Source organism: Microbacterium sp. JZ70 (assembly GCF_053903225.1).
The window spans coordinates 17,423-40,601 of the sequence record NZ_CP096405.1 but is presented as its reverse complement, the minus strand read 5'-3'; the positions used below and the strand labels follow the sequence as shown (position 1 = coordinate 40,601).

At 70.9% G+C, this 23,179-nt stretch carries 15 protein-coding genes; 12 read left to right on the top strand and 3 right to left on the bottom strand.

What is annotated here, in order from left to right; genetic code table 11:
• Positions 1-226: 226 nt before the first annotated feature.
• The 8 genes from M1D46_RS00145 (at position 227) to M1D46_RS00110 (ending at position 15,712) form a co-directional block, all read left to right on the top strand.
• On the top strand, positions 227-3,709 hold the full coding sequence (locus M1D46_RS00145; RefSeq protein WP_456286193.1) for a family 43 glycosylhydrolase: 3,483 nt from the start codon (positions 227-229) through the stop codon (positions 3,707-3,709).
• A gap of 251 nt (positions 3,710-3,960) precedes the next feature.
• Entirely contained in the window at positions 3,961-8,310 is a 4,350-nt protein-coding gene (locus tag M1D46_RS00140; RefSeq protein WP_456286191.1) for a family 43 glycosylhydrolase, read from the top strand.
• A 100-nt stretch (positions 8,311-8,410) separates the two neighbouring features.
• A complete protein-coding gene (locus tag M1D46_RS00135) occupies positions 8,411-9,022 on the top strand; it encodes a hypothetical protein (RefSeq protein ID WP_271172875.1) in 612 nt (203 codons plus the stop codon).
• 112 nt (positions 9,023-9,134) lie between these two features.
• On the top strand, positions 9,135-10,193 hold the full coding sequence (locus M1D46_RS00130) for a WxL protein peptidoglycan domain-containing protein (protein WP_456286190.1): 1,059 nt from the start codon (positions 9,135-9,137) through the stop codon (positions 10,191-10,193).
• Positions 10,194-10,310: 117 nt separating this feature from the next.
• The gene (locus M1D46_RS00125) at positions 10,311-12,038 is read left to right on the top strand and encodes an ABC transporter ATP-binding protein (RefSeq protein WP_456286189.1); all 1,728 of its coding nucleotides are present in this window, start codon (positions 10,311-10,313) and stop codon (positions 12,036-12,038) included.
• Positions 12,035-14,206, top strand: coding sequence for an ABC transporter ATP-binding protein (locus tag M1D46_RS00120; protein ID WP_282978710.1), 2,172 nt, complete (start codon positions 12,035-12,037; stop codon positions 14,204-14,206). Before M1D46_RS00125 ends, M1D46_RS00120 begins: the two co-directional genes overlap by 4 nt.
• Positions 14,206-14,847 (top strand): DNA-3-methyladenine glycosylase I, encoded by a 642-nt coding sequence (locus M1D46_RS00115; protein WP_271172871.1) that lies wholly within the window; start codon positions 14,206-14,208, stop codon positions 14,845-14,847. Before M1D46_RS00120 ends, M1D46_RS00115 begins: the two co-directional genes overlap by 1 nt.
• A 4-nt stretch (positions 14,848-14,851) precedes the next feature.
• Positions 14,852-15,712, top strand: a complete 861-nt coding sequence (locus M1D46_RS00110; protein WP_456286188.1) for a phosphotransferase — start codon at positions 14,852-14,854, stop codon at positions 15,710-15,712.
• A gap of 45 nt (positions 15,713-15,757) precedes the next feature.
• Here the strand turns inward: M1D46_RS00110 and M1D46_RS00105 are convergent, their stop codons facing one another.
• Positions 15,758-16,165, bottom strand: coding sequence for a RidA family protein (locus M1D46_RS00105; protein WP_456283937.1), 408 nt, complete (start codon positions 16,163-16,165; stop codon positions 15,758-15,760).
• A 61-nt stretch (positions 16,166-16,226) separates the two neighbouring features.
• Here M1D46_RS00105 and M1D46_RS00100 point away from each other — a divergent pair, with 61 nt between their 5' ends.
• The 4 genes from M1D46_RS00100 (at position 16,227) to M1D46_RS00085 (ending at position 21,207) form a co-directional block, all read left to right on the top strand.
• The gene (locus M1D46_RS00100; protein ID WP_456286187.1) at positions 16,227-16,835 is read left to right on the top strand and encodes a GrpB family protein; all 609 of its coding nucleotides are present in this window, start codon (positions 16,227-16,229) and stop codon (positions 16,833-16,835) included.
• A gap of 1,662 nt (positions 16,836-18,497) precedes the next feature.
• On the top strand, positions 18,498-19,241 hold the full coding sequence (locus tag M1D46_RS00095; RefSeq protein ID WP_456287138.1) for a DUF222 domain-containing protein: 744 nt from the start codon (positions 18,498-18,500) through the stop codon (positions 19,239-19,241).
• Between the two features lie 51 nt (positions 19,242-19,292).
• Complete coding sequence (locus M1D46_RS00090) at positions 19,293-20,252, top strand: phosphotransferase enzyme family protein (protein WP_456286186.1); 960 nt, start codon at positions 19,293-19,295, stop codon at positions 20,250-20,252.
• Between the two features lie 22 nt (positions 20,253-20,274).
• Positions 20,275-21,207 (top strand): aminotransferase class IV, encoded by a 933-nt coding sequence (locus M1D46_RS00085; RefSeq protein WP_456286185.1) that lies wholly within the window; start codon positions 20,275-20,277, stop codon positions 21,205-21,207.
• Positions 21,208-21,228: 21 nt separating this feature from the next.
• On the opposite strand, the gene M1D46_RS00080 is transcribed toward M1D46_RS00085, so the two are convergent.
• Both M1D46_RS00080 and M1D46_RS00075 read right to left on the bottom strand, forming a co-directional pair.
• Complete coding sequence (locus M1D46_RS00080) at positions 21,229-22,215, bottom strand: nuclease-related domain-containing protein (RefSeq protein WP_456286184.1); 987 nt, start codon at positions 22,213-22,215, stop codon at positions 21,229-21,231.
• A gap of 59 nt (positions 22,216-22,274) precedes the next feature.
• Positions 22,275-23,174 carry a LysR family transcriptional regulator gene (locus tag M1D46_RS00075; protein WP_271174351.1) on the bottom strand — a complete coding sequence of 300 codons (900 nt, stop codon included), beginning with the start codon at positions 23,172-23,174 and terminating at the stop codon, positions 22,275-22,277.
• Between the last annotated feature and the right edge of the window lie 5 nt (positions 23,175-23,179).

Genomic DNA, 23,179 nt, shown 5'->3' with positions numbered 1-23,179 from the left:
ACGCACGGCCGCGGCGGCTGACGCACGGGTCAGCATGTCTCACTCGCCGCGGGAAAGACGCCCCCTTTCCCGCGGCGAGTGAGACATCGGGGACTGGCCGTCCGGGACCCCGGACTCGCCACCCGACCCCACCCCCCCCCCGAAACCGGGCCACCCGGCCGATGCCCGGCGCTTCAACCACCGCCCGCCGCAGCCGCGGCGATTTACAACGATGGAGAGTGCAAGGATGCAGACCTTCCGACGACGAGCGGCGACGGCCATGGCCGTCGGCGCGATGATCCTGGGGACGGGGGCGACAGCGGCGTTCGCCGACGCTCCGTCTGACGGGCTCCTCGCCCAGTACGCGTTCGGGCAGACGACCGGGGCGGAGGTGTCGAACACGGCGCCCGGCTCGCCGTTCGGAGCCGCGATCGTGCGCAACGTGCAGGACGCCGACTGGGCCGGCGACGCCCTCACGCTGCGCGGAGGGGCGAAGGACGGGCCGGGCAACTGGGTCGAGCTGCCCGACGACCTGCTGAAGGGCGAGACCGCCGCGACGGTCATCGCGGAGGTGAAGGCGTCGGAGGCGATGCTCGGCGGCTTCCACTTCCTCTGGAACATCGGCAACGAGTCCTCGGCGACCGAGTACTTCTTCGCGTCGCTGAACTGCGGCTCGGGGCGCTCGCCGCTCGTCGGCCTCAAGGCCGCCGGGGCCGAGCGGCTCGTGCAGTCGGGCTCATGCGGCGTCACGGCGGACCGGTGGGTCAACGTCGCCTCGGTCGTCGACGCTGACGGCACGGGGCGCCTCTACCTCGACGGCGCGCTCGTCGCAGAGGGGGCGCTCGGAGCGACCCCGGCCGACATCGTCGACCAGTCGCTCAACACGATCGGCCGCGCGCCGTGGCCTGACCCGCTCTTCCAGGGTGCGCTGTCGTTGTTCCGCGTGTACGACCGCGCCCTCACCGCGGCGGAGGTGGCCGACGTATCGGCTTCTGACGCGCTCGTCCACGCGGACGAGCTGCGCGCCGAGGCGCAGGGAATCCTGGATGGCCTGGGCCTGTCCGATCTCGAGACGAGCGACGACATCGACCTGCCGACCGCGGGCGGCCAGGTGACGTGGACGTCGAGCGATCCCGCGATCGTCGCTCCCGACGGCGCCGTCACCCCGCCGCTCCAGGGAGAGTCGGCGGTCGAGGTCACGCTCACGGCCACGGTCGAGATCCGCGGTGCGAGCGCGAGCACCTCGATCGCGGTGACCGTGCTGCCCTCCGACGAGACCCCCGCCCAGCGCATCGAGCGGCTCGCGCAGCGGTTCGTCATCCCCTCGGTCGTCGCGTCCGGCACGGCCCTTCCTGCCGCACCCGAGGGCGTCGACATCGCGGTGACCGGGGTCAGCGAGGGCCTCACGGTCGACGAGGCGATCTCGACCGACGCCGACAAGCCGGTCGACGGGGAGATCTCGGTGACCGCGACCGACGAGGCAACGGGCGCGAGCGCCACGCGCACGTACGCGGTGCGCGTGCTCCCGGCCGATGCGTCGACGCCGCTGCTCGCCTACGACCGTCTGCCGACGACGGCCGCCGAGGCCAACAACGCCGACATCGCGCTGAGCATGCACCTCGCACTCGGACAGGATGGCGGATGGGCGCCGCTCAACGAGAACTACGGCGTCTTCTTCGCCAAGACCGCGCAGACTCCCGGGCCGAACGGCACGACCGAGGCCATCCTGCGGAGCCTGAGGAGCCCGCACCTGTTCTATCTCGAGGACGGCTCGTTCGGCATCGTGGCGACGCGGACGGCGCGCGGTGGCGGATCCGACGGCACGCAGAGCGGGCGCATGCTCTTCGCGCGCAGCACCGACCTCCTGTCCTACGAGGAGGTCGGCCTCGTCGACCTCGGCGTGACGAGCGGCGTGAACGATCCGGCCGTGGTGTGGGACTCCGCGACGCGGCGGTACGTCGTCTCCTGGACCTCGGACGGCGGCGCGGCGATGCACACGACCTTCGCCGACCTCGCCGACGCCGCGACGCGCGGTCCGGTCGAGCGCGGGGCCGTGTCGGCGACGGCCGGCGAGTCCGAGACCGGGGTCGAGGACTACGCGAGCGGCAACACGATCGCGGTGACGGATGACGTCGCGCGAGCTCTGCAGGTGCGCTTCGGGCGGATCGCGAACACGACGGTCGCGCCCCTCGACGGCGTCGACGTCGCCGCAGGCGCTCCTCTCGAAGCGTCGGCGCTCCCGCCGCGCGCCGAGCTCGCCTACGACGACGGATCGACCGCGACGCGCGCGATCGACTGGGACCCTGCCTCTCTCGCCGCCGTGGACACCTCGACGCCCGGCACGTACGAGGTGACCGGGACGATCGCGCAGCAGGCCTATCCGACGCCTTTCGCGGACGAGCGCGCCGATCCATCCGTCTTCCGCTACGAGTGGAACGGCCAGACGAAGTTCCTCATGATCGCCACGGAAGACCTCCACATGAATCCGATCGATCCCGCGAACGGCCCGCACATGCCGTTCCGGATCGCCGACACGATCGAGGATCTCTCGGATGAGGCCATCCGCTCGGGGCGCAACACCGAGGTCGATCTGCTGCGCGACGGCGACCTCGACGTATACGGCAAGGCGATGACGGGGTGCTTCTGGGCTCCTGAGTTCCACGTCATCGACGGCACGCTGTCGATCCTCTTCATGCCCTGCTACGACGGCGCGAACGGGCGCCCCGACATGTGGACGGGCCGCTCCTCGATCATCCAGCTGAAGAAGGACGCGCAGGGGAACGACCTCGATCCGGCGGTCCCGGCGAACTGGACGAAGGCCGAGCACGTCCTGCGCGCGGACGGGACGGCGCTCAACGCCGCCCAGGGCATCTCGCTCGACATGACGTACGTCGAGGACTCGGGGCAGTCGTACTACGTGTGGCAGATGCTCGGCTCCGTCTTCATCGCGACGATGGACCCGTCCGATCCGACGCGGATCACGTCGGATCCGGTGCGGATCGTCGTGCCGGAGTACGCATGGGACAACGTCATCGCCGAGGGGCCGAACGTGCTCGCACACGACGGCACGCTCTTCCTCATCTACTCAGGCTCGACCGTGGGCGACACCTACACCACCGGTCTTGCCACGGCGACGGCGGGGGAGGGGATCGACCTCACCGACCCCGCGGCGTGGACGAAGCTGAACTACCCGATCCAGAAGTCGGGGCCGTTCAACGGCGCATGGCAGCTGGGGACGGGGCACGGCATGTGGTCGACCGACGAGGACGGCAACCTGCTCTACGTCTTCCACGCGCGGACCGACAACCTCGGCCTCACGGGGCGCGACACGTTCGTGCGTCGGGTGCACTGGGCGGCCGACGGCATGCCCGTGTTCGACCAGGAGGCCGATGAGGAGGTCGCTCCCGCGAACCGTGCGGTGAGCGTCGAGGTGACGGTCGTGGAGCCCGCGCTCGCTCTCGAGGCCGAGGTGGGGGCGCGCTGCGTCGCGGGCCGCGTCGTGCAGACGGTCACCGTGGCGAACGAGGACGACACCGTGCTCACCGCGACGGTGACCTCGCCGTACGGGGTGAAGACGAAGAAGGACCTCGCCCCGGGAGCGCGGTCGTCCGTCTCGTTCACGACGCGTCAGGCGGCGATCCCGGCCGGCTCCGTCGAGGTCGCCGCGGAGGGCGCGGATGGCACCTCCGCCGTCCGCGAGATCGCCTACGAGGCCAGCACCTGCGGCTGAGCCCGCGCCATCCATGTCTCACTCGCCGCGGGTTCGGCGCCGCCTTTCCCGCGGCGAGTGAGACACGGTGGTCAGGGCGGGGTGTCCACCTGTCTGCATGTCTCACCCGCGGTGGGTTTGGTGCCGCCTTTCCAACGACGGGTGAGACATGAAGAAGGCCGGGCACGAATCCTTGTCCCGGGCGAGTGGTGACGCTAACATCTGATACCGGTAACAACCCGACGTTGCCACGACCCCTCGAAGGAGAGCGCATGGTCGCCCCCACCCGCGCGCGCGGTCTCGCGCGCCGCGCCGTCCTCGCGACGGCGACGACCCTCGGCATCGTCGCGGCGGGCATCGCCCCCGTGCACGCCGCGGCCGCCGACGAGCACCTCGTCGCCCACTACGCCCTCGACGAGACGACCGGCGCGGTCGCCGTCGACAGCTCCGGCAACGGCCGGGATGCGGCGATCCTCGGCGGCGCGACCCTCACGGGCGGCGAGGGCATCCGCCTCGACGGCGTGGACGATCACGTCGAGCTGCCCGACGACATCCTCGCGGGCCTCACGTCGATCACCGTGAGCACCGAGGTGCTCGTCCGTCCCGAGCAGGACACCCCCTACTTCATCTACGGCCTCGGCAACCCTGCGTCGTCGAGCTCGGGCACGGGCTACCTCTTCTCGACCGGCAACGCGTACCGCACGTCGATCACGACCGGCAACTGGTCGGGCGAGCAGACCGCGACGAGCGGCGCGAACCTCGCGCGCGGCGTCTGGAAGACGATCACCTACACGCTCGACGACGCGACCGACACCGCCGTGCTCTACCTCGACGGCACGGAGGTCGCCCGCAAGACGGGCGTGACCATCCAGCCCGGGCAGATCGGCAGAGGGCGCACCTCCGCGAACTACCTCGGACGGTCGAACTACTCCGCCGACCGCCATCTCGCGGGCAGCCTGCGCGACTTCCGGATCTACGACACCGTGCTCTCGGCATCCGAGGTCGCCGCGCTCCAGCCATCCGACCAGGTCAAGGCGCAGCGCGACGTCGACGCCCTCTCCCTCGGCGACCTCTCGAACGTCACCGCCGACCTCGCGCTGCCGACGGCCGCGCCGAACGGATCCTCGGTCACGTGGGCATCGAGCGACGAGTCGGTGATCTCGCCGTCCGGCGAGGTCACGCGACCCGCATCCGGATCCGCGGACGTCACGCTCACGGCCACGGCCGTGAAGGGCGACGCGACCGCCACGCGTGCGTTCTCCGCCACGGTCCCCGCCGCGGGCGAGGCCGATCTCCGCGCGGACCTCGACGCGATCTCCATCCCGAACGCCGACGACGTCCGCGGCAACATCACGCTCCCCGAGACGGGGCCGGTGCACGGCACGCCGATCTCGTGGACCGCCTCACCCGAGGGCGTCGTGAGCACGAGCGCAGACGGCGAGATCGCCCCGGGCGTCGTGACCCGCGGCGCGACCGACCAGGACGTCGTGCTGACCGCGACGGCGGGTGGCCTCACGCGCGAGTTCTCGCTCACGGTGCGCGCCGCGCGCCCCCAGGAGGAGTACGAGGGCTACGCGTTCGCGTACTTCACCGGCAACACGGTCGAGGGCGAGAACATCCACTTCGCCGCGAGCGACGGCAACAACGCCCTCGCCTGGAACGAGCTGAACGGCGGGCTGCCCGTCCTCTCGTCGCAGTACGGAGAGCAGGGCCTGCGCGACCCGTTCATCATCCGCTCGCCCGAGGGCGACACCTTCTACCTCATCGCGACCGACCTCTCGATCGGCTCTGGCACCTCGTGGGACACCTCGCAGCGCCAGGGCAGCAAGTACCTCGAGGTGTGGGAGTCGCACGATCTCGTGAACTGGTCGGCGCAGCGGCACGTGCGCGTCTCACCCGACACGGCCGGCAACACGTGGGCTCCCGAGGCGTACTACGACGAGGAGCTCGGCGCGTACGTCGTGTTCTGGGCATCGAAGCTCTACGCGGAGGACGACCCCGGTCACACGGGCAGCACCTACAACCGGATGATGTACGCCACGACCCGCGACTTCGTCACCTTCTCCGAGCCGCAGATCTGGCAGGACGGGATGTCGCGGATCGACTCGACCGTGACGCGCTCCGACGGCGTCTACTACCGCTTCACGAAGGACGAGGGCGCCGGCACGACCGGATGCTCCGACATCATCCAGGAGTCGTCGCCCTCCCTGCGCGCTCCGCTCGAGGAGTGGACCATGATCGACTCGTGCATCGGGCGGGACGCCGGCACGAGCGCCGTCGAGGGCCCGACGATCTTCGAGTCGAACCCCGGCGACGTCAACGGCGGCGGCAGGCACTACCTGTTCGTCGACGAGTACGGCGGGCGCGGGTACATCCCGCTGGTGACCGAGGACATCTCGGCGGGCGGATGGTCGGTCGCGCCCGAGTACGACCTGCCGGCGAGCCCGCGCCACGGCACGGTCATCCCGGTCACGGCGGAGGAGCTCGCCGGCCTGTACGCCGGCAAGGATCCCGTCTCCTCGAACGCCGAGGGGGAGGTCGTGCGCTACGACTTCTCGGATGGCGCGGGCGCGACGCTCACGGACGTGTCGGGGAACGGACGCGATGCGGCCATCCACGGGGCGACCTGGACGGATGGCGCGCTGCACTTCGACGGCGTCGACGACTACGTCGACCTGCCGGATGATCTCCTGGCAGGCCTCGAGGACGTCACGGTGGACGCCGACGTCTGGGTCGACCCGGCGCAGTCCGGCAGCTACTTCATCTGGGGGCTCGGCACGACCGACGCCGCGGGAGCCGGTCGCGGGTACCTCTTCACGACGGGCGACAGCGCGTATCGGACGAGCATCACGACCCGCACCTACACGGATGAGCAGACCGTGCGCCATGGGTCGCCGCTGCCGCGCGGACGCTGGGCGCACTTGACCTACACGCTCGAGGGAGAGACCGCACGCCTCTACCTCGACGGAGTGCTCGTCGCGACCAAGGACGGGGTCACGATCGATCCCGGCGACATCTCGGGCGGCGAGACCTGGGCGAACTATCTCGGCCGATCGCTCTACGAGCAGGACGCGCGCTTCATGGGTCGGTTCCGCGAGTTCGCGATCTACGACCGCGCCCTCACGACGCGCGAGGTCCTCGAGACGGCGGGAGCCCCGGGCGCGATCGGCGAGGTGTCGCTCGCCGACCCCGCGGCGCTCAAGGTCGCGCCGATCGTCGACCAGGTCGAGCACACCGTCGTCCTGCCGGTCGTGCCGGGAACGGACGTGTCCTCGCTCGCTCCGACGTTCGTCACCGCCGGGGGCGCGACGGCGTCCCCGGCGTCGGGGGAGACCGTCGACCTGACCGAACCCGTGACGTACGAGATCACCGCCGACGGGCAGACCACGACGTGGACGTTCTCGGCGCAGGTCATGAGCAGCCCCGTGCTGCCGGGTCTGTACGCCGATCCGAACATCGCCGTGTTCGGCGACACGTACTACATCTACGCGACCAGCGACGGCTACGCGGGGTGGGGCGGCAAGGAGTTCTACGTCTGGAGCTCGAAGGACCTCGTGGAGTGGACGCGCTCGGAGGAGCCCATCCTGACCCTCGACGGCGCGAACGGCGACGTGCCGTGGGCGAGCGGCAACGCGTGGGCGCCGACGATCATCGAGCGCGACGGCAGGTACTGGTTCTACTTCTCGGGGCACAACACGGCCCTGGGTCGCAAGACGATCGGGGTCGCGGTCGCCGACAGCCCCACGGGGCCCTTCAGGGCGCAGCCGCAGGCGATGATCCTGAACAACGAGGCCGTGACCTCGGGTCAGGCGATCGATCCCGCCGCGTTCCGCGACCCGGTGTCCGGCCGGTACTACCTCGCGTGGGGCAACGGCGGGCCGTCGAACGGTCCGGTCATCGCCGAGCTCGGCGACGACATGACCTCGCTCAAGGCGGGCACGCTGAGGCGCATCGCGGGTCTCACGGACTTCCGCGAGGGGCTGTTCCTCAACTACCGCGACGGGCTCTACCACCTGACGTACTCGATCGACGACACCGGCTCGGAGAACTACCGCGTCGGCTATGCGACGGCCACGAGCCTCGACGGCCCCTGGACGTATCGCGGCGTGATCCTGCAGAAGGACACCGCACTCGGGATCAGGGGCACGGGGCACAGCTCGATCATCAACGTGCCGGGCACCGACGACTGGTACATCGCGTATCACCGGTTCGCCATCCCCGGCGGGGACGGCACGCACCGGGAGACGACGATCGACCGGCTCGAGATCGGCGAGGACGGGCTGTTCCAGACCGTGACGCCGACGCTCACGAGCGTCGCCCCGCACGAGGTGCCCGCCGTCGGCCCCGAGATCTCGGCGACGGTCTCGCCGCGCTGCGTCGCGGGGAGGGTCATGCTGACGGTCTCGGTCCGCAACGAGAGCGAGCGGCCGGTGTCGGCGACGGTCTCGAGCGCGTACGGGGAGAAGGCGATCGCGAGCATCGCGCCCGGCAGGGCCGCGGCGGTCGCGGTGACGACGCGGTCCGCCGAGATCGCGGCCGGGGCGCTGACGGTCACGGCGACGGATGGCCAGGGCGCGACGACCGAGAAGACGGTCGCGTACGCGGGCGCGAGCTGCGGATGAGCAGGCGGCGCCCGCCGCTGCGGCGGGCGTGAGATGGGGCGGGGCGCGAAGGGCGCGTCTCGTCGGTGAACCGATGGGAAGGAAGAGGCAGGTGGTTTCGATGATGAAGCAGGGTGTGAAGGCGCGGCTGGGTGTCGCGGCTGTGGGCGGCGTGCTGCTGGCGGGGGTCGCGGGGGCGGCGTTCGCGGAGGAGCAGGTGGGTTCGGGGGAGGTGGATGTGAACGTGCAGATCGAGGACACGGGTGCGGGGGTTCTGGCGATGAGCGTGGCGGGGACGTCGACGTCTCTGTCTGAGTCGGGGTCGTCGGAGCTGGTGCGCGAGTTCACGGGTGCTCTGCCGACGGTGACGGTGACGGATACGCGGACGGCGGAGGAGATCCCGGACGGGGCGTTCTGGTGGGTCGAGGGCACGGCGTCGAGCTTCGTGGGGGATGCGGGTCAGGCGGAGATCACGCCGGATCATCTGGGGTGGCGTCCTCATGTGGCCGATGACGGGTCGGGTGCGGTCGCGGTCGGGTCGGATGTGGACACGGTGCTGGACGAGGGGCCGAACAATGTGGGTCTGCAGGGGCGTGAGCTGCTGGCGATGGCGCTGACGAGCGAGGAGGCGGTGGGGTCGTGGGAGGCGACGGCTGAGCTGGTGCTGAAGGTGCCGGCCGAGACCGCACCGGGCGCGTACACGTCGACGCTGACCCTGTCGCTGTTCGAGTAAGCGGGACACGTCGCAGGAGATCCGCGCGGATCGAGGAGCGGGAACCGTGTTCCCGCCCCGTTCCGCGTCGGATCTCCTGCGTTCGGTCCCACCCGATCCCGAAAGGCCGATGATGGCTTCCCCCACGACCCCGATCCGACGCGCCCTGCCGCGCGTCTGCGCCCTCGCGCTCGCGCTGCTCCTCGCACTCGGCGCGTCGGCGCCCGCGCTCGCGGAGGCGCAGGACGACGGGACGGTCACGTGGTCGGTGCGGCCGGCCGACGCGTCAGGCGAGGATGGCCGCGCCTGGGTCGAGCAGGAGCTGGACCCGGGCGCGAGCGCGACCGAGCATCTGGCCATCCGGAACTTCTCGGAGCAGGAGGTGACCTTCCGCATCACGACCGCGGACGCGTACTTCCAGGAGAACGGCCGCTTCAGCATGCTGCCGTCGACGGAGGAGTCCATCGACGCGGGCACGTGGATCGACGTGGTCGACGAGGTCGTCGTCGGCGCGGGCGAGGTGGAGATCGTGCCGTTCACGACGACGGTTCCCGAGAACGCGACCCCCGGCGACCACGCCGCAGGGATCGCGGCGTCGATCCTGTCGCAGCAGGTCGGCGAGGACGGCTCGTCGGTGGGCGTCGAGTCGCGCGTCGGCTTCCGCGTCATGACGCGGGTGGCGGGGGAGCTCACGCCGTCCGCATCCGTGGAGGCCGTCTCGTCCGAGTACGACGTGTCGTGGAATCCGCTGGCCCCGGGCGACGCGGTCGTGCGGTTCGAGGTCGTGAACTCGGGCAACACGCGGCTCATGGTGACGGGTACTGCCGCCGCGGGAGGCCGGGAGTCCGCGTTCCCGGGCCCCGACGAGATCGACCAGGAGCTGCTGCCGGGCGATCGGCGGACGTTCACCGTGCCCGTGGACGACGTGTGGCCGCTCTTCTCCGTCCCCGTCGAGCTCGAGGTCGTCCCGACCGTGGTCGGCGAGGGCGAGGGCACGCCCGTCGACGCGGTCCGCGTCGAGACCGGGATGTGGGCGATCCCGTGGTCCCAGCTGGCCGTGCTCGCGGGCATCGCGCTCATCGTGGGATCCGGCGTGTGGGGCCGTCGTCGCTCGCGCCGCCGCATCGAGCGCCTCCTCGCGCAGGCGCGCGAGGAGGGCCGCCGCGAGGCCGGTGCGCCGACGGGGGACTGAGGGAGCCGACGGCCGGCCCCGCTCAGCCGACCCCGGACATCCGGATCTGTTCCGCTGTCAGCGGATATCCCCCTTCAGGAGGATGCCGATGTCGGAGGTCGGTGGCATCCTTTCCAGGTGCTTCTCAAGCTGCTCATCCGCTACCTCGGTCGATACCGATGGCTCCTGGTCGGCGTCCTCGTCTTCCAGCTGGGCTCCGCGCTCGCGGCGCTCTACCTTCCCACGCTGAACGCCGACATCATCGACAACGGCGTCGCCCGCGGCGACACCGGCTACATCATCCGCACGGGCATGTTCATGCTCGCCGTCTCGCTCGGCCAGATCCTCGCGTCGATCGTGGCGACCTACTGCGCCGCGCGCGCCGCGATGAGCGCGGGCCGCGACATCCGCCGCGACGTGTTCGGCAAGGTGAGCGCGTTCTCCGAGCGCGAGGTGTCGCAGTTCGGCGCCGGCTCGCTCATCACGCGCAACACGAACGACGTGCAGCAGATCCAGATGGTGTCCATGATGAGCGCGACGATGCTCGTCCAGGCGCCCATGCTCGCCATCGGCGGCATCATCATGGCGCTCCGCCAGGACATCGGCCTCAGCTGGATCCTCGCGGTCTCGATCCCGACCCTGCTCATCGTCGCGGGCCTCATCATCGGCCGCATGGTGCCGCTCTTCCGCGCCTACCAGGAGAAGCTCGACGGCGTGAACCGCGTCATGCGCGAGCAGCTCACGGGTGTGCGCGTCGTCCGCGCCTTCGTGCGCGAGGCGATCGAGGAGGAGCGCTTCCGCCTCGCCAACACCGACATCATGGTCGTCGGCCGCAAGGTCGGCTCGCTCTTCGTGCTGATGTTCCCGCTCGTCATGCTCGTGCTCAACGTGACGATCGTCGGCGTCGTGTGGTTCGGCGGCATCCAGGTCGACGCGGGCGAGACCCAGATCGGCACGCTGTTCGCCTTCATGCAGTACGTCGGCCAGATCCTCGGCGGCGTCATGATGGCGAGCTTCATGACGATCATGATCCCGCGCGCGGCCGTCTCGGCCGACCGCGTCGGCGCCGTCCTCGAGAGCGAGTCGACCCTCCTGCGCCCCGACAAGCCCGTGACCGAGTTCCCGCGCCGCGGGTCCGTCCGGATGCAGAACGTCGCGTTCACCTACCCGGGCGCGGAGTCGCCCGTGCTCGAGGGCATCACCTTCCACGCCGAGCCGGGGGAGACCGTCGCGATCATCGGATCGACCGGCTCCGGCAAGACGACCCTCGTGTCGCTCATCCCGCGTCTGTTCGACGCGACCGCAGGGCAGGTGCAGGTGCAGGGCGTCGATGTGCGCTCGGCCGACCTCGAGAGGCTGTGGAGCGGCATCGGCCTCGTGCCGCAGCGCCCGTTCCTGTTCAGCGGCACGGTCGCCAGCAACCTGCGGTTCGGCCGCGAGGACGCCACCGACGACGAGATCTGGAAGGCGCTCGAGATCGCGCAGGCGAAGGACTTCGTCGAGGAGATGCCGGATGGCCTCGACTCGCGGATCGCGCAGGGCGGCACGAACGTGTCCGGCGGCCAGCGGCAGCGGCTCTCGATCGCGCGAGCGATCGTGCACAACCCCGACATCCTCGTGTTCGATGACTCGTTCTCCGCACTCGACCTCACGACGGACGCGCGTCTGCGGCAGGCGCTGTGGCGCGAGCTGCCGCACGTGACGAAGATCGTCGTCGCGCAGCGTGTGTCGACGATCACGGACGCCGATCGCATCATCGTGCTCGACGACGGGAAGATGGTGGGCTCCGGGACGCACGAGGAGCTCCTCGCGACGAACCGCACCTACCGCGAGATCGTCGAATCGCAGCTGGGAGTGGAAGCGTGAGCGACAAGAAGACGCAGGCCGAGATCGACGAGCAGCTCGAGCTCGAGCTCGCCGAGCAGGCGCGCCTGAACTCGGGGGACTGGGACTCGGTCGCCCCCGGCAAGGCCGCCGACTTCGGCAAGAGCTTCGGCCGCTTCATCGGCCTCCTCCGCCCCTATGCGTGGGTGTTCGCGCTCGTCTCGCTTCTCGGAGCGGTCGGCGTCGTGCTCGCCGTGATCGCGCCCAAGGTGCTGGGCGAGGCGACGAACATCGTCTTCGAGGGCGTCCTCTCGCTGACGCTCGCCGACCAGTTCCCGGCCGGCGCCTCGCAGGACGAGGTCGTGGCCGCTCTGCGCGCCGCGGGGCAGAACGACCTCGCGAACGTCGTCGCGGCGATGACCCACTTCGAGCTCGGAGCGGGAGTCGACTTCGACGCGCTCCGCGTGGTCATCGTGTGGGCGCTCGCGATCTACGTCGTGTCGTCCCTGCTGCAGTGGATCCAGGGCTACGTGATCAACGTGATCATGGTGCGCACGATGTTCAACCTGCGCGAGCAGGTCGAGCGCAAGATCAACAGCCTGCCGCTGGCCTACTTCGACCGCGTGCAGCGCGGCGAGCTCATCTCGCGCGTCACGAACGACATCGACAACATGACCCAGACGCTCCAGCAGGCGCTGTCGGGAGCCATCACGTCGCTGCTCACCGTGGTCGGCGTGCTCATCATGATGTTCTCGATCTCGTGGCAGCTCGCGCTCGTCGCCCTCGTCGCGCTGCCGCTCATCGCGTTCATCATGCTCGGCATCGGGCCCGCGTCGCAGAAGGCGTTCCAGACGCAGTGGCGCAAGGTCGGCCGTCTCAACGCCCGCGTCGAGGAGTCGTTCTCGGGTCACGCGCTCGTGAAGGTCTTCGGCCGCGAGCGCTCCACGGCCGCCGCCTTCCAGGAGGAGAACGAGGAGCTCTACCAGGCCGCGTTCAAGGCGCAGTTCCTCTCGGGCATCATGATGCCGAGCATGCAGTTCGTCGGCTCGCTCACGTACGTCGGCATCGCGGTGCTCGGCGGCATCATGGTCGCGAGCGGCCAGATCCGCATCGGCGACGTGCAGGCGTTCGTGCAGTACTCGCAGCAGTTCACGCAGCCGCTCACCGAGCTCGGCGGCATGCTGCCGGTCGTCCAGTCGGGAACGGCCTCGGCCGAGCGCGTGTTCGCGCTGCTCGACGAGGAGGAGCAGGAGCCCGACGCCGAGAACGCGCCCGCCGTCCCCGACGGACGCGGCGTCATCGAGTTCCGCAACGTGTCCTTCTCCTACTCTCCCGAGAAGCCGCTCATCCGCGACCTCTCGTTCCGGGTCGAGCCGGGTCAGACGGTCGCGATCGTCGGGCCCACGGGTGCGGGCAAGACGACGCTCGTGAACCTCATCATGCGGTTCTACGAGCTCGACGGCGGCGCCATCCTGCTCGACGGACAGGACATCTCGCAGCTCACGCGCGAGGATGTCCGCTCGCGGACCGGAATGGTCCTGCAGGACCCGTGGCTGTTCGCGGGCAGCATCCGCGACAACATCCGCTACGGACGCGAGTCGGCGACGGACGAGGAGATCCTCGCCGCCGCGAAGGCCACGTACGTCGACCGGTTCGTGCACTCGCTGCCCGACGGGTACGACACGGTCCTCGATGAGGACGCGGCGAACGTGTCGGCGGGCGAGCGCCAGCTCATCACGATCGCGCGCGCGTTCGTGCGCCGACCGAGCGTGCTCATCCTCGACGAGGCGACGAGCTCGGTCGACACCCGCACCGAGCTGCTGCTGCAGCACGCGATGGCGGCGCTGCGCGAGGGCCGCACGTCGTTCGTGATCGCGCACCGCCTCTCCACGATCCGCGACGCCGACCTCATCCTCGTGATGGAGCACGGCGACATCGTCGAGCAGGGCACGCACGACGAGCTCATCCGCAAGGAGGGGGCGTACTGGCGGCTGTACCAGTCGCAGTTCGAGCACGCCGTCGTCGACCTCGACGCCGCGGAGGCCGAGCCCGCGGAGGCGGAGGCTGACGGCGCCGATGCGGACTCGGCTCCGGCTCCGGGCGGGATGAGCCCCGCGCCGGTCGTCGCGGGCAGCGTCTCGGTCGTGACGGGCGCGATCCCGACGTCCTCTCCGGAAGGCGAGGACGACGGCGAGGGTCGACGACCCTGATGGCCGACGCGCACACCGGGGCCGGCCTCGCGGCCGGCCCCGGTGCCGCCTCAGCGGATCTCGTCATCGGGCCGGATGGTCTCGGCCGCCCGCGCTGGGCGGCTTCCGATGAGCTGATGCGCGCGTACTACGACACGGAATGGGGCATGCCCGTCCGCGACGAGACGGGCCTCTTCGAGCGGCTGAGCCTGGAGGCGTTCCAGTCCGGGCTGTCGTGGGCGACCATCCTGCGGAAGCGGCCGGCATTCCGCGAGGTGTTCGCGGGCTTCGATCCGGATGCCGTCGCGGCCTTCGACGAGTCCGACGTCGAGCGGCTGCTGGGCGATGCCCGGATCATCCGCAATCGCGCGAAGATCCTCGCGACCATCGGCAACGCACGCGCGACCGTCGAGCTGCGCGCGGAGGGCGGACTCGTCGATTTCATCTGGAGTCACCGACCCGCGCAGACGCCCGCGCCGACCTCGTACGCCGAGATCCCGACCACCTCGCCCGAGTCGATCGCGCTGTCGAAGGCGCTCAAGAAGCGCGGCTTCCGGTTCGTCGGCCCGACCACGATGTTCGCGCTCATGGAGGCCGTGGGCATCGTCGACACCCACCTCGTCGGCAGCCATCGCCGCGGTACGAGCGGGGTGTGGGCGTAGTCACGTGACCGGCGGCTGGTGGAGCGAGGCGCTGCCGACCCGAGCGCAGGCGGCACTCGTGGAGGCGTGGCTCCCGACCAGCGCGCTCATCGCAGACCTCTCGTGGGGGCAGGTCGACACTCGGGTTCTCCACGTGCGGGCGGAGCAGGGCGAGTTCATCGTCAAGGCCGCTGGCCTCGGGAACCACCACATCGGCCGCGAGATCACGGCGCACGAGCGGGCGACGGCTCCGCTCGTGCGCCGGAGCGCGGTGGCACCGCTCGTGGCCGCGGACCGCGACGCGAACGTGCTCGTGACGAGGTACCTCGAAGGCCGGCTCGTGCAGGGAAGCGGCGCCGAGTTCGCTCCGGACGTGCACCGGCAGGCCGGACGGCTGCTGCGCGTCTTCCACGCGGAGGCGCAGCACGATGAGGCCGGCTACGGGCAGCGGCAGACCGAGCGAGTGCTGGCGATGCTCGAGCAGCCGCATCGAATCGAGGCGGCCATCGTGCGGCGCGCGCGTGCCGTGCTGCGGTCATCCGCGCCGGCGCATGTGCCGCTCGTCCCGACGCACGGCGATTGGCAGCCCCGCAACTGGCTCGTGGACGCCACGGGGAGCGTGCGCATCATCGACTTCGGGCGCTTCGATCTGAGACCTGCCGCAACGGACCTCGCTCGCCTCGCGGTGCAGCAGTGGCGAGACGAGCCCGCGCTCGAGGGCGCCTTCCTCGAGGGCTACGGGGCGGACCCGCGCACGGAGCCGGACTGGTCGCTCACCCTCCTGCGCGAGGCGATCTCGACCGCTGTCTGGTCGCACCGGGTCGGCGACGAGCGCTTCGAACGGCAGGGACTCCGGATGCTCGACGAGGCTCTCGCGCGATTCTGACGCGCACGCGCGCGATCCGGGCGAGGCATCCGATCCGCGCACCGCTCAGTCGATGACGGCGGCGACGGCCTCGATCTCCACGAGCTGGTCGTCGTAGCCGAGGACAGTCACGCCGAGGAGCGTGCTCGGCACATCGTGGTCGCCGAACGCGTCTCGGACGACCTCCCACGCGGCCACGAGGTCACTCTGGCGGGAGGACGCGACGAGCACGCGCGTGCTGATCACGTCACGGAGCGTCGCGCCCGCGTCGGCGAGCGCGGTCGTCAGCGTCTCGACACAGCGGGCGGCCTGCGCCACGTAGTCTCCGGGAGCGACAGTGGCGCCGTCGTCATCCAGCGGGCAGGCTCCGGCGAGGAAGATCAGGCGAGCGTCCTTCGGCGCGGTCGCCGCGTAGGCGTACTCGGCGACGTCGGACAGCGAGGACGAGCGGATGAGCCGGACAGCGGAGGTCATGCGCTCATTCTCGTGCGCGGCGGGCCCGTGCCGGATCCCGCGCGCGGGGGAGAATCGGGTCATGCCCCGGTCTGATGCAGGCAACCCTGCGCGTCTTGTCGCGCATGATCCGTCGTGGTCTCTGATCGCACGAGAGGAGCTCGCCGCGGTCGCTCAGGCGCTTGAGGACGTCGAGGGCGGATCCGAGGCCGTCCTCGATCACATCGGCTCGACGTCGGTGCCCGGGCTCGCGGCGAAGCCGTTCGTCGACCTGCAGGTGCGGATCTTCCCGCTGCCGGCGGAAGGGGCGCTGGACGCCGCGTTCGCTCGGATCGGGTATCGGCGAGCCCACGGCTCACGGCCGGATTCGCCCGGCGTGTACCGAGACCTGCCCCGCGGCAGCGAGGTCGTCGCGGACGAGGTGTGGGAGAAGCGGCTTTTCGTCGGGCGCGACGGGACGACGATCCTCCATGTGCGTCGGATGGACTCCCCCTGGGGGCGATACGCGGTCTGGTTCCGAGACTGGCTCCGCGCCCATCCCGACCAGCGCGATCGCTACGAGCAGGTGAAGCGCGGTCTCTCGGAGGAGAACCGCGGGAAGGCCGACTACGACGACTACACGCGCGGGAAGACCGCGTTCTTCGACGAGGTCCAGGCGTCCTTCGAGGCCTGGGGACGCGCCCGCCCGTAGGGGAGGGGTCCCGTGCGCCGAGCCGGGCTTCCCTTCGCTCGTCGAACGGGGCGGGTTCCGCCTTCTCGGTCGTTGAGCGGAGCGGGGTTCACCCCCCCCCTCGGTCGTTGAGCGGAGCAGGTTCGCCCTTCTCGGTCGTTCAGTGGAGCGAGCGATTCGGGCTTCACGTTCTCGGTCGTTGAGCGGAGCGAGCGCCAGCGAGCGCAGTCGAAACGCCGCAAGCCGATCCCGGGAGCCGCCGCGGGCTTCGTCTCGGTAGCCGAGTGGAGCGTGTAGGTTCGCCACCTCGGTCGTTGAGCGGAGCGAGCGCCAGCGAGCGCAGTCGAAACGCCGCAAGCCGATCCCGGGAGCCGCCGAGCCGAGACGGCCGCGCGCACGCAGACACGCACGAACGGAGCATGTCTCGCTCGCGGTGGCTATACATAAGCATTCGACTTACCTGCACGGATCAATGTCGGTGCTTCACGGTAAGGTTCTCACACGGGTTGTCTCGCATTCGCGGGACTGCGTAGGCGACGGATCTTCGAAGAATCTTCGAGGAATGTCTTGTGGCTGGTCGTAGTTGTGTTCTATCATGGGGTATGGCCTTCCCGTGGGTGCCCGATGAGGGGCAGGATGATCCGGCCGGCGCGGTGTGCGCCGCGGTCGGGTTGCTGGACGGGCTGTTCGCACGGGTGGGGGAGGTGGCGTCGGGGGATCTCGCGGGGTTCACCGCGCGGGTGGAGCAGTTGGGGCGGGTCGTGGACGCGCTGCGGGTGCGGGCGGCAGGAGAGGTCGCGTGGCGGTCCCGGCGGGGCCTGGAGCCGCCCCTCGCGGGAGAGCTGGGCTGCCGGGACGGGCGGGAGCTGCTCGAGCGGCTCACCGGGATCCCCGGGCCGGCGGTGTCCGCGCGGGTGCGGCTGGATGAAGCCACCCGGGACCGGGAAGGCCCCACCGGGCTCCCCCTGCCGCCGGCGCACCCGGCGGTGGCCGCGGCAGTGGAAGCGGGCCTGCTCGGGGCGGAGCCGGCGGCGCTGATCGTGAAGGCCGTCGCCACCGCCCGCCGCGGCGCGCCCGCCTCCGAGGCCGACAAGCTCGAGGTCATGGAGCGTCACCTCGTCGGGATCGCCACCGGCGCGATCGCGACCGACCTGGACGAGGCCGCACCCCCAGCCGAGGCCACCTCGCCGTTCCCGGACGGCACGGCCGCGGCCGTGCCGTGGAGCGTCGTGAAAGCCCACGCGGACGCGTGGGTGGACGTCCTCACCGCGGACGGCCTCCCGCCCGACCCCGAACGCCCCATCCGCAACCGCACCCTCACCCTCACACCCCTGCCCGACGGGGCCTTCCGCGTCAACGGCACCCTCGTCCCCGAAGCCGGCGCCCTCCTGCAGAACCTCCTCTCCGCCCACACCAACCCCGCCCGCCACGTCACCTTCACCGAAACCCGCCGCGAGCACGCACCGGACGACAGCGACGCGGGCGACGCCGACAACGGCGCCCACGGCGGTCGAGGCCGACAACGGCGCCCACGGTGCGGTCGAGGCCGACAACGGCGCCCACGGTGCGGTCGAGGCCGACAACGGTGCGGACGGTGCGGACGCGGCCGCAGGAGACTGCGCGGCAGGCGCAGCTGCGAGCGATGGCGCGGACGCGGATGGCGATGGCGGGTTCTTCGACGGGATCGACACCGAGACCCGCAACGACACAGACCCGTGGGGACCGGACGAGATCATCCACGACCCCCGCACCCCCGGACAGAAACGCCACGACGCGTTCTTCGCGATGATCCAGGCCGCCTCACGCGCCGCAGAGACCCCCACCCTCGGCGGCGCCGCCCCCACCGTCATGATCCACATCACCGCCCACGACCTCACCACCACAGACACAGACCCCAGCGGCGACGGCGACGGCGTGCATGACACCGCGGCGCACGGCCCGGGTCCCGCATTCACCCGCCCGAAGCACGGCATCGCGCACCTCGACGGCGTCGACGCGCCCGTCCCCGCGACCGTGGCCCGCCGGATCGGATGCACCGGCGACATCCTCCGCGCCCTCTTCAGCCCCGAAGGACGCATCCTCGAGCTGCGCAGCATCCAACGCTGCTTCACCCCCACCCAACGCAAAGCGATCGTCGCCCGCGACGGCGGCTGCATCATCCCCGGCTGCACCATCCCCGCCGCCTGGTGCGAGATCCACCACGTCCAAGACCACGCCCAAGGCGGACCCACCGAAACCGACAACGGCGTCCTGCTCTGCTGGTGGCACCACCACCACCTCGACACCTCCGGCTGGAACATCCACATGCACCACGGCATCCCCTACATCGCCGCCCCCAACTGGATCGACCGACACCACCGCCACCGCCCAGCACCCACCTCCCGCACCCGACTCCACGCCAAACTCACCCAGCACCTCAGATGCTGACAACCGCGCCGTGAAGGTCGTCCCCAGATCTGCTCCCCGTAGCATCGCTGCATGACCCTGCCTGCCGGCCTGTCGATGCTGTGGGAGCAGACCTCTCCCGACACGGCGCTTCTCGAACGGTTCGGGTTCACCGGTCTTCCCGACGCCTCGGAGTGGCTCTCGGTCACGCTGCCCGAGGGTTGGGGCATCGATCTGCACGGCGTCGCCCGTCTCGTGATCAGCGATCGCAACGCGATCGTCTGGGTGCGCAGCGGCAGCGGCCCGTTGGTCGTCAAATGGTCCTGCGCGACGGAGCAGTTCGATCGGCTGGCTGCCTCCGCCGAGATCCTCAGATCGCTTGCGGCGCGCGGGCTTCCCGTGGCGGATCCGATCCTGACGACGGAACGTCGTGCACGCGCGGTTCAGGACGGCCCGCGCGGTCCGCTCTCCATGGCCGTCCTCCCCGAGGTGTCGGGCGTCTGGCTCGACACGGCTGATCTGAACGCCGTTCACGCCGCGGGGCAGTGCCTTGCTCGACTCCACGACGCCCTGGGCCGCGAAAGCGGTGACAGCGCCCTCCAGATGGACCTCGGCGACCCGCGAGCACGGATCCGAACCTGGCTCGCGCACCACGATCACCGTGAGGCCCCGGAGGCTTCCTCGCGGCTCGAAGCGCTCCTCGCCGACCTGCCTGACCTCGAGGGCCCTCCCCAGCTCGTGCACAACGACTTCCGGGCCGCGAACATCCTGACCCGCGGCTCCACCGTCGCCGCCGTGCTGGACTTCGACGAGGTCGCGACCTCACATCGGGTGAACGACCTCGCGCGCGCGTCGGTGTACCTGCGCACCCGGTTCACCGACTGGCGGCCGACCTCCGTGGCAACCCGCGAGAGCCTGCGGCGCGGGTACGAGTCCGTGAGAGCCCTCGGAGAAGCGGAGCGCGCATGGCTCGAAGCTCTCATCCTCTGGCACGGGCTCATGGCCATCCCGTTCGGCAGTGATCCGTCCGAGTGGGCGGCCGCGCTCCGCTGAACCCCGGCACTAGCGTGATCCCATGACCGATTTCGGAGTGTTCTTCGGGCGGGCCGACCAGCTCCTCGACACGTCCTTCGCGGGCGAGCCCGACATCCGCGCGATCGACCCCGCCGCCGCCAGCGTGTCCGCGTTCGACCTCGGGCTGCTCCGCGGCGACGGCGTCTTCGAGGCCACGACGGTCGTCGACGACGTGCCGCTCGCCTGGCACCTCCACGTGCGGCGCCTCCTCCAGTCAGCGGCCGCGCTCGACCTGCCGGCCCCGAACGTCCGCGCGCTCGACCTGTTCGTGCGCGCGGCCATCCGTCGGATGAGCCCGATCGCCCGCGCCCACATCAAGCTCGTGATCACGCGCGGGGCCGATGCGACCCTGTCGGCGGTCGATGTGCCGACGTCCCCGACCGTCTTCGCGATCATCGACCCCGGGTTCGCTCCCAAGAAGCCCGAGATCGAGGTCGCCACGCTCGAGCGCGAGCTCCTGCGCGATTCCGCTCAGCGAGCCCCGTGGCTGCTTCTCGGCGCCAAGACCCTCTCGTATGCGACGAACATGGCGGCGCGCCGCGAGTACGAGCGACGCGGAGCCCAGAACGGCGTCTACGTGACCCGCGACGGCTTCGTTCTGGAGGGGCCGCAGTCGTCGATCGTCCTGCGCGAGGGCGCCCGCGTCGTGACGCCGCATCCGCGGATCGGCATCCTCCACGGCACGACGCAGGTCGAGCTCTTCGCCTGGGCGTCGCTGAACGGCCTCGAGGTCGCCTACGAGGACGTCGAGGCCGAGCGGCTGCACGCGGCCGACCAGGTGTGGATGATGGGCGCATCGTTCGTGCAGTCCGTCACCGCGATCGACGGACGCGCCATCACGCACGATCGCGCCGCGACCGACGCGATCAACGCGTTCATGCAGACCGAGCGCGCAGCGATCGATGCCTGGACGCGCGCGCACGTCCCAGGCTGAGAAGCGCGCGCGCCCGCCCGGTCAGCTCTCGTCGGGCCCGAAGCGCGTGGCGTCGGCGCCGAGGGCGGACAGCGTCTCGAACAGGGCCGCGTCGTCTCGCCGCGTGTCGTCGTTGCCGGTCCGGCTCGCGAACGACTCGAGGCACGCGATGAGTCCGTCGGCGCCCGCGACGACCCACGTGCTCGCTCCGCCCGATGACTGGTCTCGCTGCCGGAGGTGCGCTTCGGCCCGCTCGTGCGAGTACAGCACGCAGGTGTCGAACCAGATCGGCTCCGACAGCTCCTGCTCGACGAAGCGCGAGAGCTGCTGCGCCTGACGCCGCACCTGCACGACGGGCGCCCGCTCGCCGAGATGGCGGTTCACGGTGATCGACTGCGGCGACTCGGGATCACGGCGCAGCTGCACCGCGAAATGCTCGCCGAGGTCGTTCTCGTCGACGAGCTTGCCGAACGCCTCGTGCACGGCGGATGGCCGCACGCCGTCGAAGAGCACGCCCTGCCAGCGCTTGTTCTCGATGACGAGCCGCGCGCCGTCGAGGAGGAGCACGTGGTCGATCTGCGTGACGAAGGTCCGCGTCTCGAGCGCGTCGGAGGGCATGAACACGACGTTCGTGTGGAGGCTTCCGCGAAGACCGAGCTGCTCGCACGCGGCGAGGATGAGCCGACGCGATGCGGCCTCCCACTTCAGCCCCGTCGCGAGCGTCTCGCGCGTGCGGCGCGCCACCTCCATCGACGCCGCCGTCTCGGCGCGCAGTCGCATGGTCTCGCGCTCGTGATCGTCGGATACCGCGGCGAGCCGGCTCTCGTGCTCGGCCGCCAGCGTCGCGACCTGGTCTTCATGCGCGCGTGTCAGCTCCGCGGCGCGCGTCGCACTCGCGACCTCGACCTCAGCCACTCGACGACGTGCGCGCTCCCTGCCGCGGCGGTTCGCGATGACGAGCACCACGACCGCGATGAGGAGCACACCGCACCCCGCGCCTGCCACCCACAGCCACTGCGTCTCATCCACGACACCAGCCCATCACATCTCGGCGGCATCCTCGTCGCGGCGTCCCGCTGAGGTGCGACTCAGGTCTCGGGGAGCGAGCGGAACGCCTCCGCGAGGGCGTCGCGGGCGATCCGGAGCCCGGGCAGACGCTGTGCCGACACGCGCGTCGAGGTGAAGATCTCGCGGTGCGGCGAGCCGGGCAGGTCCACGAGCCGCGGCTCTGCCTCGTCGGCCGCGACGGCGAGACCCGGGATGAGCCCGACGGCATGCCCGGCGGCGATGAGACGGAGGTGCGCGGAGAGGTCCGTCGCCTCGTACCGGATGTCGGGCTCGAATCCGGCAGCCCGGCACTGCTGCACCGCCCACGCGCGGGCGGCTGTCCCCTCGGGCTCCATCACCCAGGCCGCCTCGCGCGCGTCGGAGAGCGACGCGATGCCGCTCGCGGGCCCCGCGGCGAAGCGGATCGGGTCGCGGCCGAGCAGCTCGCGGTCGAGACCGGCGCGATGCGGCCGCGTATGGCCCGGGTACTGCTCGGCCATCGCGAGATCGAAGCCCCCGGCCTCGGTCTCGAAGAGGCCGTGCTCGGGAGGGGTGACGATCACCTCGACGCGCAGCGCGGGGAGGGCGTCGCGAAGGGCGTCGAGCATGCGGGGGATGAGCGTGCGCGCGCTCGTCTGGAGCGCCGCGATCCGCAGCGGCGCCGCGTCGGGCGCCAGGGCCGCGAGCTCGCCGCGCAGCGCCTCCTCGGCAGCGAGCAGCTGCGCGGCGTGGCGGGCGACCGCCTCGCCCGCTGCCGTCAGGCGCAGGCCTCGCCCCTCCGGCTCGAGGAGAGGGAGGCCGACCTCCCTCTCGAGCTGCTGCAGCTGATGCGACACGGTCGATGCGCTGTAGCTGCGCGCGGCCGCGACGGCCGAGAGGGTGCCGCGCATCCGGAGCTCATGCAGGAGCAGGAGACCGCGGCTGTTCCAGGGAGTCGCCATCGTTT

Bases quoted from the DNA above. Each gene is read 5' to 3' on its own strand.
- M1D46_RS00145 (WP_456286193.1), top strand. From the start codon at position 227: ATGCAGACCTTCCGACGACGAGCGGCGACGGCCATGGCCGTCGGCGCG.
- M1D46_RS00140 (WP_456286191.1), top strand. From the start codon at position 3,961: ATGGTCGCCCCCACCCGCGCGCGCGGTCTCGCGCGCCGCGCCGTCCTC.
- M1D46_RS00135 (WP_271172875.1), top strand. From the start codon at position 8,411: ATGATGAAGCAGGGTGTGAAGGCGCGGCTGGGTGTCGCGGCTGTGGGC.
- M1D46_RS00130 (WP_456286190.1), top strand. From the start codon at position 9,135: ATGGCTTCCCCCACGACCCCGATCCGACGCGCCCTGCCGCGCGTCTGC.
- M1D46_RS00115 (WP_271172871.1), top strand. From the start codon at position 14,206: ATGGCCGACGCGCACACCGGGGCCGGCCTCGCGGCCGGCCCCGGTGCC.
- M1D46_RS00105 (WP_456283937.1), bottom strand. From the start codon at position 16,165: ATGACCTCCGCTGTCCGGCTCATCCGCTCGTCCTCGCTGTCCGACGTC.
- M1D46_RS00100 (WP_456286187.1), top strand. From the start codon at position 16,227: ATGCCCCGGTCTGATGCAGGCAACCCTGCGCGTCTTGTCGCGCATGAT.
- M1D46_RS00090 (WP_456286186.1), top strand. From the start codon at position 19,293: ATGACCCTGCCTGCCGGCCTGTCGATGCTGTGGGAGCAGACCTCTCCC.
- M1D46_RS00085 (WP_456286185.1), top strand. From the start codon at position 20,275: ATGACCGATTTCGGAGTGTTCTTCGGGCGGGCCGACCAGCTCCTCGAC.
- M1D46_RS00075 (WP_271174351.1), bottom strand. From the start codon at position 23,174: ATGGCGACTCCCTGGAACAGCCGCGGTCTCCTGCTCCTGCATGAGCTC.